General features: G+C 36.6%; 12 protein-coding genes. 9 read left to right on the forward strand and 3 right to left on the reverse strand.

Annotated elements, in window-relative coordinates; all coding sequences use genetic code 11:
• Positions 1-143: 143 nt before the first annotated feature.
• Positions 144-1781 (reverse strand): CTP synthase, encoded by a 1638-nt coding sequence (locus CALSC_RS17595; RefSeq protein ID WP_088242602.1) that lies wholly within the window; start codon positions 1779-1781, stop codon positions 144-146.
• Between the two features lie 151 nt (positions 1782-1932).
• Between CALSC_RS17595 and CALSC_RS17600 the strand changes: the two genes are divergently transcribed.
• The 6 genes from CALSC_RS17600 (at position 1933) to era (ending at position 7670) form a co-directional block, all read left to right on the forward strand.
• On the forward strand, positions 1933-3690 hold the full coding sequence (locus CALSC_RS17600; protein ID WP_088242603.1) for an N-acetylmuramoyl-L-alanine amidase: 1758 nt from the start codon (positions 1933-1935) through the stop codon (positions 3688-3690).
• Positions 3691-3813: 123 nt separating this feature from the next.
• Positions 3814-4983 (forward strand): DUF262 domain-containing protein, encoded by a 1170-nt coding sequence (locus CALSC_RS17605; protein ID WP_088242604.1) that lies wholly within the window; start codon positions 3814-3816, stop codon positions 4981-4983.
• Between the two features lie 6 nt (positions 4984-4989).
• Positions 4990-6048 (forward strand): MAE_28990/MAE_18760 family HEPN-like nuclease, encoded by a 1059-nt coding sequence (locus tag CALSC_RS17610; protein WP_088242605.1) that lies wholly within the window; start codon positions 4990-4992, stop codon positions 6046-6048.
• A 99-nt stretch (positions 6049-6147) separates the two neighbouring features.
• On the forward strand, positions 6148-6375 hold the full coding sequence (locus CALSC_RS17615) for a hypothetical protein (protein WP_088242606.1): 228 nt from the start codon (positions 6148-6150) through the stop codon (positions 6373-6375).
• Positions 6372-6638 carry a type II toxin-antitoxin system RelE family toxin gene (locus CALSC_RS17620; RefSeq protein ID WP_088242607.1) on the forward strand — a complete coding sequence of 89 codons (267 nt, stop codon included), beginning with the start codon at positions 6372-6374 and terminating at the stop codon, positions 6636-6638. The genes CALSC_RS17615 and CALSC_RS17620 overlap by 4 nt, the downstream gene beginning before the upstream one ends.
• Before the next feature lie 75 nt (positions 6639-6713).
• On the forward strand, positions 6714-7670 hold the full coding sequence (gene era, locus CALSC_RS17625) for a GTPase Era (RefSeq protein WP_088242608.1): 957 nt from the start codon (positions 6714-6716) through the stop codon (positions 7668-7670).
• A gap of 285 nt (positions 7671-7955) precedes the next feature.
• On the opposite strand, the gene CALSC_RS17630 is transcribed toward era, so the two are convergent.
• Together CALSC_RS17630 and CALSC_RS17635 are read right to left on the reverse strand one after the other, a co-directional pair.
• The gene (locus CALSC_RS17630; protein ID WP_088242609.1) at positions 7956-8315 is read right to left on the reverse strand and encodes a hypothetical protein; all 360 of its coding nucleotides are present in this window, start codon (positions 8313-8315) and stop codon (positions 7956-7958) included.
• Between the two features lie 285 nt (positions 8316-8600).
• Entirely contained in the window at positions 8601-9548 is a 948-nt protein-coding gene (locus tag CALSC_RS17635) for a DMT family transporter (protein WP_088242610.1), read from the reverse strand.
• Positions 9549-10014: 466 nt separating this feature from the next.
• Between CALSC_RS17635 and CALSC_RS17640 the strand changes: the two genes are divergently transcribed.
• The 3 genes from CALSC_RS17640 (at position 10015) to CALSC_RS17650 (ending at position 13474) form a co-directional block, all read left to right on the forward strand.
• The gene (locus tag CALSC_RS17640) at positions 10015-10365 is read left to right on the forward strand and encodes a hypothetical protein (protein WP_088242611.1); all 351 of its coding nucleotides are present in this window, start codon (positions 10015-10017) and stop codon (positions 10363-10365) included.
• A gap of 270 nt (positions 10366-10635) precedes the next feature.
• Entirely contained in the window at positions 10636-11334 is a 699-nt protein-coding gene (locus tag CALSC_RS17645; RefSeq protein WP_088242612.1) for a hypothetical protein, read from the forward strand.
• 112 nt (positions 11335-11446) lie between these two features.
• On the forward strand, positions 11447-13474 hold the full coding sequence (locus CALSC_RS17650; RefSeq protein ID WP_235006830.1) for a hypothetical protein: 2028 nt from the start codon (positions 11447-11449) through the stop codon (positions 13472-13474).
• The last annotated feature ends 2 nt before the right edge of the window (positions 13475-13476 follow it).

A 13476-nucleotide genomic window follows, 5' to 3' on the forward strand; every position in this document is an offset into this window, starting at 1 on the left:
ATTATGCTTGTGGGAAAAAATAATTCACCACAAACAATATGTTGTATCCTACAACCTCAAATTAATAGATAACAATGGTGTTATGCAATTTACATAATTCAATGTAGTTGAAAATATGTATATTTATGAACTCTAGCCTGAATTTAAGATACTTTTACAGGGGTTTGCACGTTAGGGTGACTATACTCCCTGGCGATCGCAGCACTGATAAATCCTGTAAATAAGGGGTGGGATGCACTGGGACGAGATTGAAATTCTGGATGGAATTGACAAGCCAAGAAGAAGGGATGGTCTGGTAGTTCAATTATTTCCACTAACCGCCCATCAGGAGATGTGCCACTAATAACATAGCCAGAATCTAACAAGAGGTTACGGTAAGCATTGTTAAATTCGTAGCGATGGCGATGGCGTTCGTAAACAACTTCGTTTTGGTAGAGTTGATGTGCCAAGGTTTTGGGGACGATGCGACAAGGATATAAACCCAGACGCATAGTACCGCCTAAATCGACTACATCTTGTTGTTCTGGTAATAGGTTAATGACGGGATTGTCTGCGTAGGTTTCAAATTCAGCACTATGGGCATTGGCTAATCCGGCAACATTTCTTGCCCATTCAATGACACAGCATTGCATCCCTAAGCACAATCCGAGAAAAGGAATTTTTTGATCGCGGGCATATTTAATGGCGGCTATTTTCCCATCAACTCCACGAGCACCAAAGCCTCCAGGGACGACTATACCATCTACTCCATCTAAGTATTTCTCTGCTGACTCTGTTTCCAATTTTTCCGAGTTTACCCAGCGCAAATGTAAATCTCCGTGGGTGGCGATGGCTCCATGACGCAGTGCTTCGACTACGGAAAGGTAGGCATCATTTAAACGCACATACTTACCGACAATGGCAATCTCAATCCGATGCTTGGGTGTATACAACCTATTTACTAAGGTTTGCCATTGTTGTAAATCGGGTTGGCGTTGTTCCATTTGTAACAGTGCTAAAGTTTGCTCTGCTAATCCTTCCTGTTCCAAAATTAGAGGCACTTCATAAATGCTTTTGGCATCGGGAGAAGTAATAACGCATTCAGAAGAGACATCACAAAATTCCGATAACTTTTGTTTTAAATTTGCGGCTAATGGTCGATCGCACCGACAAACAATAATATCAGGTTGAATGCCAATGGAACGTAGTTCTTTGACGGAATGCTGAGTGGGTTTAGTTTTCATTTCCCCAGCCGAAGCGATCCAAGGTAACAAAGTAACATGCATATATAGCACATTTTGTCTACCTACATCCTTGCGGAACTGGCGAATTGCCTCTAAAAAGGGCAGAGATTCAATATCTCCTACGGTACCACCAATTTCAGTAATTACTACATCTGAGTCAGTATTGTTGGCGACTCGAACAATTCTGTCCTTAATTTCATTGGTAATATGAGGGATTACCTGAACTGTACCGCCATTGTACTCGCCGCGCCGTTCTTTATTAATTACCGCTTGGTAAATAGAACCCGTGGTAACGCTGTTCAACCGTGACATATAAGTATCGGTGAAGCGTTCGTAATGTCCCAAATCTAAATCGGTTTCTGCACCATCCTTAGTTACAAATACCTCTCCATGCTGGAAAGGACTCATAGTTCCTGGATCGACATTAATATAAGGATCGAGTTTGAGAATGGATACCGAATAGCCCCGCGATTTGAGTAAACGTCCCAGACTAGCTGCTACAATACCTTTGCCAATACTGGAAACTACACCGCCTGTGACGAAGACAAACTTAGTCATAATATTTTGGATTTCAAGCACCTGCTAATAAATACATCCCGTAATTGTGCCATAGTCATGTTTTCAAGTTAATGAGGATGTTTTCCGAACAAAATTACCAATTGGTAATTTATCTGATCAATCTTTGTAAATTAGCTGCAACTATTTTTGTGTGAAACAACTTTTAGGATTAGTAGTATTAGGTTCTATCGTTATTCCCTCCCTAGCTTTGGCTAACGAAAAATCTTTGGTAGTGGTTTATCCCCGAAATAATCACAAAACTACAGCAGAGAAAATATTCTTCCTGGGTACGGCTCCCCCCCAAGGAAAGGTATCTATCAATGGTAAAGTGATTGTCCGTAGTCAGTCTGGTCATTTTGCCCCTAGTTTGCCCTTACAATTGGGAGAGAACCTGTTTACTGTAAGCTATGAAAATCAAACAGTCCAGGTAAAGGTGATTAGGAATACTACCCAAGCCGTAATTCCCCAAGGTTTAGCTTTTGCCAAAGATTCCTTAACACCGGCGGTTGACATTGCCAGAATGCCGGGAGAATTAATTTGTTTTAGTGCGATTGCTGCACCAAATGGGACTGTATCTGTACAATTAGGGGAACGTAATATATCTCTGTTACCTCAAAATCAACAAGTACAACTACCAAGCAATTTTGCCGCCTTAACCGGACAAAACCAGCCTAATGTCCAGAAAAACATTAGTAAATACCAGGGTTGTACAAAGGTAGATAGTCCTGGTAATTTGGGTAAACCCAAATTTCAACTTACCTTAGATGGGGAAAGTTTTACCCAAGAAGGCACTGGTAATATCCAAATTCTCTCCCCACAACAGTTATCAGTTGCTGAAGTTAATGTAGATGCTGGAGTGGCACGCACTGGCCCTAGTACTAACTATTCTAGACTCACACCCCTACCCCAGGGAACCCAAGCAACAATTACTGGGAAAGAAGGGGAATGGCTAAGGTTAGATTATGGTGCCTGGATTAAAAGCAAAGAGACCCAGATTATATCTAATATTATCCCACCCCGTTCCATTATTCGCAGTGTGGGTTACAAACAACTTCCCCAAGCAACAGAGATGACTTTCCCTCTGGAAGTTCCTGTACCTGTCAGCGTCCAACAAGGCAACAAAACTTTTACCCTCACTCTTTATAATACTACCGCCCAAACCGACACAATTCGCACTGATGATGATCCGTTAATTTCTCGTCTGGATTGGCAGGAGGTGGCTCCAGGACGGCTACAATATACCTTTAACCTCAAAACAGACCAACAGTGGGGTTATAAGCTGAAATACCAAGGAACTAGCCTAGTTTTAACCTTACGTCATCCGCCCAAACTCAAATCCAGCCAACGTAAACCTTTATCTGGGATTAAGATTCTCCTCGATCCTGGACATGGGGGTAAGGAATCGGGAGCCATAGGACACAGTGGTTACAAAGAGAAGGATGTAAATTTAGTGATTTCTCTGTTGCTGCGACAAGAGTTAATCAAACGAGGTGCTACCGTCGTGATGACAAGGGAAGACGATAGGGATGTTTCCTTGGTTGCTCGCCAACAAATGATTGCTAAAGAAGAACCAGCGATCGCATTTTCGATTCATTACAATTCTTTACCTGATGCAGGGGATGCGGAAAATATTCAGGGTATAGGTATGTTTTGGTATCATCCCCAAGCCCATAGTTTGGCTGTGTTTATGCATAATTATTTAGTGAAAAAGCGTAAACGTCCTACCTATGGGGTGTTTTGGAATAACTTAGCACTCACCCGTCCCGCAGAAGCACCAAGTATATTATTGGAGTTGGGCTTTATGAGTAATCCAGAAGAGTTTGAGTGGGTGATGGATGAGAAGGAACAGAAGAAGTTAGCTAAGGCGATGGCTGATGGTGTTGTTAAATGGTTTAAGGATTCTCGTTAATCGGTGAAAATACTTCTTGCTTTTAGTAATTACACAAAAAGCAAGAAGTTCCATATTATTTAACGTTGATAAAATCATAGTAAATAGTTAGCAGCAGTCAATTTATTCTTGTTGAGGGTAAGAATGTCACTTGCGCCAAGCGAACAAAATATGTGGGAGGAATCAACTCCACAAGGTACAAAAAAAATGTCTGAAGATGATATTAACAGGAAATATGAAAAGGGAGAGAGAAGAATACTCACGGAAATAAATCGTGAAAAACTTCCCAGCTTCGCTGAATCTTTGAAAAAAAGCGGTTATATGGAAATTAGACCATTCTATCAAAGGAGATCTCGCTGGGATAAAAAAATGCAATCACGATTAATCGAATCATTTTTGATTAATATTCCTGTCCCCCCAATCATCCTTTATGAAAGAGATTATAATTCCTATGAAGTGATGGATGGTCAACAAAGAATTACTACCATTCAGGATTTTTATGATAATAAATTAGAGCTAACTGGACTTGAACTTTGGCCAGAGTTAGAAGGACGAACTTATGAGAAACTACCTAAAAAAATTAAAGCAGGTATTGACCGCCGCTCAATATCATCTATTGTGTTAATTACAGAATCAACATCAGATCCGGAAGAAGCACTTTTTTTAAAACAGATTGCTTTTGAGCGTCTTAATACTGGAGGTGTAGCTCTTAGTCGTCAGGAGGTACGCAATTGTTTATATTCTGGCAAATTAAATGAACTATTATTGGAACTTGCAAGTAATCATATCTTTGCAAATGCCTGGGGTATTCCCATTGAAAATAATGATGAGCTTGCTCAAAATAATTTATACAAGAAAATGGAAGATGCAGAGCTAGTCCTGCGTTTTTTCGCACTGCGTAATATAGAGCAATTTAGTGGTAAACTAGAACATTTTCTTAATTCATATATGAGAAAGAATATCAATTTATATAATAATGATATTAATACATTAAAAAAAATTTTCCTAGACACAATTAAAATCACTCACAATATTTATGGAGAGAATTTATTTAAACCATTCGATCCAAACTCAAAAGCATGGAAATCTAAAGCCTACAAAGCTTATTATGACGCTGTTATGGTTGGTTTTAGTAACCATTTATCTAGTACTAATATATTGATAAATAAAAAAGAAAAAGTGATTGAAGAAACAAAAAAAATATTTATACAAGACGAATCAAAGCTATTTACTGGTCAGGGAAAAACCAAATCAGATTTGCAAAAGCGTATCAAAATATTTGACGAAATGCTTTTGCAAGTAATCAAAGATTAAGTATTCATGTTTCAAGAAATTCTGGATAAAGCGAGGGGTGATATTTCTACTACACGTTCTATAATTCAGACATATTTTAGACTCAGGGACATTTTGTTTGGAGAAGGTTCTATTACGGAACAAGAACGTGAAGATTGTCAAAAAATTACATCACTGAAAGAAATTGCTCCAAATAAAAATGATTGGCGAGTTTACGAAAACTGTGCAGTAGTAACTCGACTCTATGCTATTTATGAAAACTTTGTCGAAAATCTAGTAAGAGAATGGATAGAATACCTACCTCGAATTTTTCCTAATTATTCTGATTTGAATGAAGAGATTCAAGGGACACACCAGAGAGGTGTGGCTAACTTACTACTGAAACTTAAAAATAAGAATATTAACAGTCAGTTTTATAAAGATATTATTAGCAGTTTATTTATTTGTATAACTGGTGAAAATCAATATGAGGGTGAAAATAAATATAAGTTAGTCCCAGATGCATTTTTGCTACACGAGCAGAACTTACGCAAAGAAGCTTTAGAACAATTGTTTACTAATGCAGGAATACCGAATGCTTGGAATTGGGTAAATAAACATATAAATGAATACTCTGCGGAAATAAAACTAAAAGAACTTATCGATTATCGTAATGATGCAGCTCACGAGGGTTTTATAGATGCTCCTTTAGGATTCGATATATTACTAGAATTATGTGATTTTGTCGAAACTTTGTGTCAAGCGTTAGCTGAGTTAGTAACTTACCGCGTTATTGAACAAAAAAAATCAATAGGACAAGTTAAGGAAATTGGTAAAGTTACAAGATGGTTCCCAGAACCTCAAGCTGCTAGAGCTAAGATACAAGATGTGAATTTGTCTGTTGGAGACAGTCTTTTTTTAGTGAGCGAGACAAAAGGTTACTGTAAGTTAGTCAAAATTGAAAGTATTAAAATTACTGAAAACGGTCAAGATATACCAAAAGATAATTTACTAATAACTGATGAAACAGAGGTAGGCTTGAAATTTGATAAAGACGTAAGAGAAGACTTGAGCATTTATATGAATGTAGTAAATTCACCAGAGTGATTGTTGTCTAAATTTCATAGTAATTTGCAAATAGGAAAATCGATCAATGGGTAATTTACCAATAGACTCAAACCTAGGAGTTAGCCAAGAGGTCTAAAAATGAAAACTGACACAGAAAGAGAACAATTAATTCAAGGTATCCTCGTCATGCTTTACCAAGCCTACGACAGTACCTTAGATGAAATTTATGCTTTATTGAAAAAAATTGAGGATGAAGAAGATGAAGAAGATTTAAAAGCCTATGATGAAGCTAAAGAAGATATACAGATTAATGGTACTATTCCCTGGGAAAAAGTTAAAAAAGAAATGAAAAAGGACGTTGCGTGAGCTATACAGTTGAGATTTCTACACGAGCTGTAAAGCAACTCAATAAGTTACCACCAGAAATTCAAAAACGCATACAAGTAAAAATTGATGAATTAGCCATAGAGCCACGTCCTAATGGGGTAAAAAAGCTAAAAAATAGAGAAAATGCTTATCGTGTTAGAGTAGGCGATTACCGTGTGTTATATGATATTTTTGACGATGTTCTATTGATAATAGTTGTAGAAATAGGTCATCGAAGCAAAGTTTATAAAGATGAAAGTTGACAAGCAAGAACATCTTAGAGCTATCACCTACACTATTGTTTATCATCTTCATAAAATAAAACGGAGGAATAACCAGTGAATAGTTCGGAAAATGACATCTTCTCTCTTCCAGAGCAAGTAACAATTCCTCAGGCTCCTCCCAATTTTAAATCAGGTTTTATCGGTATTATTGGTCGCCCAAATGTCGGTAAATCTACTTTAATGAATCACCTAGTAGGTCAAAAAATTGCCATTACCTCCCCTGTCGCCCAAACTACACGCAATCGCCTGCGAGGAATTTTAACCACTCCAGCAGCACAATTAATTTTTGTCGATACACCAGGGATTCATAAACCCCATCATCAATTAGGTAAGGTAATAGTCCAAAATGCTAAAATAGCTATTGAATCAGTGGATGTACTGTTATTTGTGGTAGATAGTACTACTCAGTGTGGTGGAGGTGATCGCTACATTGCTGAGTTGTTACAGAACTCTCCTACACCAGTAATTTTAGGTTTAAATAAAGTAGACCAACAACCCATTGATAGTCAGCCAATCGATGACAGTTACGCTGAATTAGCAGTAACCCATCAATGGCAAACAATAAAATTCTCCGCTAAAACCGGGACTAATTTACCCGAACTGCAACAATTATTAATTCAACATTTAGAACCTGGACCATACTATTACCCACCGGATTTAGTCACCGACCAGCCAGAACGGTTTATTATGGGTGAATTGATCCGCGAGCAGATATTATTGTTAACCAAGGAAGAAATACCCCACTCAGTTGCGATCGCCATCGATCAAGTAGAAGAAACACCCAGTATTACCCGTGTGATTGCAACTATTAACGTAGAGCGAAGTTCCCAAAAAGGGATTGTGATTGGTAAGGGTGGATCGATGCTCAAATCTATTGGTAGTGCAGCCAGACAACAAATCCAAAAGCTAATTGCAGGGAAAGTATACTTAGAACTTTTCGTTAAAGTCAGACCTAAATGGCGACAGTCTCGGATTCGCCTAGCAGAATTGGGATATCGAGTTGAAGAATAAGGAGTTTAGACTTTTAGAGAGTGAGTTCTTGGAGAGTAGAAATAAGCAGATTTTTACTTTATAAAATACTCATGTATAAAAAAATCCCTGGTAATAATTATCAGGAAATAAAATATTTGTATAGCACTACGCAATTAGCTGAGGACATTATTGACTGCTAAAACATATGAGCAGGAAACTTTTGAATTTTGAATTTTGACCAAAAAATAAAAGGATACAAACCCCTAATTTTAGATATGGAGTCAATCCAAAATCCAAAATTATGATGATTTCCGCCTTGGGTTACTAGATTATTCCAGGTCCTCTATGACGCAAGTCATGTTCCATAGTCAATAAACCTTCCTCATCTTCCCTTAGTTCTTCGAGTTGATGAAGGCGTTGAGCTTTACGTTCTTGTTCCTGTTGTTTTGAGTCTCCAGGCTCAGAGATATACATCTCCGGTTCAACTGCATAGTTATTAATCAGTCCTTCTTGGTCAATAGTATAGCCATCTCGGGTATGTATATTTTCCTTATCTGCAGGGTCATCATGGTCAACATGACCAAAATGCTTACCCTCTCTAGCTGCACGTGCTGCGGTTTCCCCTGGAATGATATGGGGGTCATAGTGGGGAATATTTAAGTTAGGACTATTTTCAGCTTTCATAGCTTCCTCCTCGGTATCTCAAAACAATCAATAGCTTGAGATACTATGTGCATAATTTTGACTGTAGAGACGCTTACTTTATTCTAACTCTGTTGTGATATTTGGTAACTATCTCCTCAAAAATTAACTGTAGGTATTGGTTATCCTGGGTATGTTGCTGTTGATTAACCTCAGCAATTAACAAAACATGGTTTTATACTAAGAGAGAAAAATGATTGCGATAGATGGAAAGAAAGAAAAGCTTATGTCGTAACTCTTTCACAATCGAAAATCGAAAATCCGGCATTACTTGCTATAAAAGAACAGTGCAACCCCTCCCAGACTTACCAAGACCCCTGCGATCGCTCGCCAACTGACTTTCTCTCCCATCCACATTGCTAAGGGAATTGCAAATAAGGGACTAGTTTGCAATAAGGTGGTAGCAATTCCGGTTTGTGTAAATTTAATTGCTGTTACCTGTAACCAAATACCTAGATATGTACCAATAAAAGCCGCGAAAAAAATTCCCGCGATCGCTCGCCGTGAGTAAAGAATTTGCCACTGAAAATTACTGGGTTGCTGGGGTAAATACAACCACCCTAATAGCACCAATTCCCCTCCAATTAATCGTAATAAGGCAGCCCAAATGGGGGTAACAGTTGTATTTGCTAAGGCGACGCGGGAAAGCAAAGCACCGATTGTATTCGCGATCGCAGCTAATAAACCATAGCTAATCCCTTTAATCAAATGATGTGCGTAATTATTCTCCGTTTCAGCTACACGCTCGGAAATTACCCAGGCAACACCTAAAATAGTGATGAAAATTCCCCACCAAGCGAGCATATTTAGCCGTTCTTGCAAAAATATCATAGCAGCGATCGCGGTTATGGGTGGGACTAAAGTACCCATCAATAAAGCACGCCGTACACCCAAGGAATTAATTGCTACAAAAAAAGCCGTATCCCCTAAAGCAATACCCATCAACCCACTAACTAACAGCAAAAAGATGGATATAGGGGCAATATCGGGAATTAATCCGCCACTGAAATATATTGTAATTAAAAGTAGGGCGATCGCAATTGCCCCTTTCAACAAATTTAAGTGTAGTGGGGCAATATTCTTTCCCAAACGACCATATACCAATGATGCCACAGCCCACAAAGCAGCACCACACAAGGCTGCCATCTCTCCTTTGATGTCTGTTAAGACTAAATTCAAGGGAATATAAAAAATAGTATTTGCCCCCTTTCTCATACAAATTAAACTTCGCAATATCCTATTCTATCTGTTTTTTATGATTAGCACTCTGACTCTTTAAGTGCTAATTGAAATTTGATTATTTTTGGTTTATAATATGATTAATAAACAATTAAATACTCTTTGGAATATTAGCACTCTCGCTCTATGACTGCTAAATAACTATGTAGATTGCCTACATTTATAATCGAGAATAGTTCAGTTGTATAAAATCATTAATCGTAAAACGATTTACTCATTCATTTTAGGAACAAGTATTGTTAACCACAATTAATAGTTATCCATCTTTTTCATCATAGTTTAGTGTTCGAGTCAAACACTCAAGCGCTTTACTGAATTTATCAATGGAGAAAATGATAACTATTAAAAATCTCTTGCTGCAAGAAGCTGTACATTTCCAGTGCAGGGTAAATACAAGACCATACTACTGATTGATAGTTTAAATTACCTGGAGACAATTAAGATGGAATATACATTTAATATTGTAGGAGTCTCTCATGTTTTAAATTTTTTTGATCGCCAACAAACAATTGCTCAAACGTCTGAAAATAAAGGTATTGAATATATAGCCACTCATACTTGTACTTTAGATGCTTTAATTGCATCAGTGGAAGCAGTACCACCAAAAGTAGATTGGAATTTAGACCGAGTAGTTGATACAGTAATTCAATTTTGGTTAAATAATTCAGATAGTATTATTTACTGGAAATCTCGTTTACAAGATGCAGGAAAGGATAATTTACTAGTAGCAAGATTGGCAGATATACAATCTTTACGCTATGAATTTGAATTTTTACTAGAAGAGAATTGGTGATTTTTATTTATAATTTATCAGAACCCTGATTTTACCAAAAAGTCGGGGTTCTTTGTTATCTATATTTATAGCGCTACATGCAAGTAATAAGTAATAAGTTCACTGCTCATCGGTTTGAGTTTTCAACAATGTTAGCCCTTTGACTTCACTCAGAGCTAACATTGTTGCGTAGTGCTATAGAACTCCAGCAAAATATTTCAGTATTTTTACTCCAGTTAATAAATTGGGAGTAAAACTATACTTAGCGTATTAAGTATAAGTTTATTAAAAATGGTACAAAATAAGACTAAAACTTCTGATTCACACATTAGTGAGAATCAGGATAAAGCTCGTATTCTGCTGGCTTTGTGGGATTTGGGAGGTACGCAGGTAGAAGTAAAAAAAGGGCAATTAAGTAAGCGAATTGTTAGTAAAGGCAAGAGGGTTGCAGACTATCAAAATACATTAGAAAAATTAGAAAAGCAAGGTGCGATCGCTATCTCTAAACAAGGTTACACCCTAGTTTCTACCACTGGTTTAGAGGTATTGAGTGAAACATTCAGGAGTGCTGGGTTTCAGTTCTCAGGGACGATTATTGGTACTTGGGTAGCGAATGCTTTAGTAAGGTGGATTAATCAGATGGATGGGGCGGTAGTTAGTACATCTGCATTAATAAACGAGAGTAATGCAAATAGTGTGATTCCATCTTACTTAGAATTTGCATCAGTAGCGACTCAAGTTTACGAGAAACTCAACCAGGAATATAACTTTAACCATTTAGTACCAATTTATCGCATTCGTCGGCAAATAGGCGAAAGAGTCAGTCGTTCTGATTTTAATGAGTGGCTTTTGGAAATGCAAGCTAACGATATTTTCCAATTACAAGGGGGTACTGTCGAAGACAGCGCACCAGACAAGATTGAAGATTCTATCAGCACTGAACTTGATGGATTGCGTTGTTACGCCAGACTTTTGCTAAGTAATAAGTAATAAGTAATAAATAATAAGTAATATTGGCACATTTTTATACAGAATTAATATAACCTAATTGCGTAGCGATATCAATAACATTTTTCTATTTATTTACTGGGTGAATTAAACCATGACTGTAACTATTTCTCATACTTCTCAAGTTGATGAATTAATTCAAAATTATAATCCATTTGCAGGTCATACTGTAGTTAGACCGGCTCAAATTTGGGGTAAGAATTTTCCTGATGTTCCTTCCATCAATGCTCATGCTTCCAATGCAGTATTTGATGCTGTAGAAAAGATTTATCAGGGAGAAAGAAAAACTGTAGGTATTACAATTACTGCAGAAAAAGGGCTAGGTAAAAGTCATATTATCAGCCGAATCAGACATAAGTTACAAGCAAAGAATCAAACTTTATTCATTTATGTGAATAGGTATGATAATTTAAATCAAATTAAATATCAGTTTTTGCAAAGTCTTACCTTTAGTCTGAGAGTTCTTGGTAATCAAAATGTTATGCAGTGGCAAGAAATAGCAGCTGCATTAATCAATGAAAGTAAACAATGGAAATATACACCACAACAATATATTAATGAATTTCCTAAATGGCTTGAGAAACATTCAAATAAAGTAGTTGATAGGTTAACAGAAATTATTTTACAAGCTAAACCAGAAATAACTAATCCTTATCTGGTAAAAGCAATTGTGTGGACTTTATCATCTACACATAGTAATTATGCAAACTTTTGGTTATCTGGTTTAGAGTTAACCCAGGCGCAAGCTGATGCAATGGGATTACCAAATCACAAAAGTGAAAATAAGGACGCAGACGCATTAAATCATGTACGGCAAATTTTAAATATTATCAGCAATTATAGGATTCCAGTAATTTGTTTTGATGAATTAGATAATACTGAAGTTGCTGATACTGCTTTCACAACAGCACAGGTAATTGCAAGTTTAATAAAAGATTTATACAACAATTTGACAAAAGGTGTTCTACTATTAGTAATGTATCCTGAAACTTGGAATGACCAAATCAGGGCTTTACCGCAAGCAGAAGCTGTGATGGATAGATTAACTAGCGAACAAGTAGAGAGACAACCTATTAATTTAAAATATCTTAATTCGGATGATGTTGTTGCTCTTGTTTGGCAGTGGTTAAAAGATTTTTATGATACTCATCAAATAGTTCCTCCCCATCCTCTTTATCCATTTGATGAAAATAAATTGAGAAGTTTAGGTAAAAGTAAACCGACTATAAGAGCAGTTTTAAAATGGTGTGCTGAGAATATAAATTCGCCCATATATCCTATAGATCCTGTCGAGGCATACTTTAAACAAGAATTAGAAAATGTTGAAGCTTCTATCAAGGATTTATTTGAGGATGAAGCTGCTATTGCTAATGCATTGCGCTTAGGATTTAAAAGTTTGAAGGGAGAAACAGTAGAGGGAGTCACAATACAAGTAATTGAAGAAGTAAATGATCCACATATAGATTTTAAAATTGTTGGTAATAAAGGAAAAGTAAAAATCGGAGTCGATGTTCTTCAAAAATCTGGTGGTGTAGGTGTATTAGCATCTTTGAAAAGATTAATTGATTATAAGAAATTTAAATTAACACGAGGTTGCTTGGTGCGTTCTAAACAAATTGGTGTTGGTGCTATACAAGCAAGAAAATGTTTAGATGAGCTATTAAATAAATTAGGTGGAGAATGGGTAGGACTAAGAAAAGAAGATATTAAACCTCTTTTAGCTCTTTTATTTGTTTATAAATGTCAAGATTATGAACTAAATGATGAGCAAATTGTTAATTTCATTAAGCAAAATAAACTAGCAATTAATAATCCACTCATTCGAGAAATTCTCAGTGATCCTTCTGGAGAAGAACCTGACGATTTAACTGATGATGAATTACCAATGACGACTCCTAAAGATATTACCGAGTATATCAATAAAACTAGCAATAATTCTGGAGAAGAGTCTGAAAGCTTAACTGATCATGAATCACCAATATTAATCTCCAAAAAGGTTGAAAATGTTACTCAAAACATTAATAAAGGTCTTGGAAACATTACCAAGAGTATCAATAAAAATATTCATAAAAGCATTGAAGAGATTGCCGAAGAAATCGATAATTTACCTTTCACTAAATAATA

It is taken from the genome of Calothrix rhizosoleniae SC01, assembly GCF_900185595.1.
Taxonomy (GTDB): Bacteria; Cyanobacteriota; Cyanobacteriia; order Cyanobacteriales; family Nostocaceae; genus Calothrix_A; species Calothrix_A rhizosoleniae.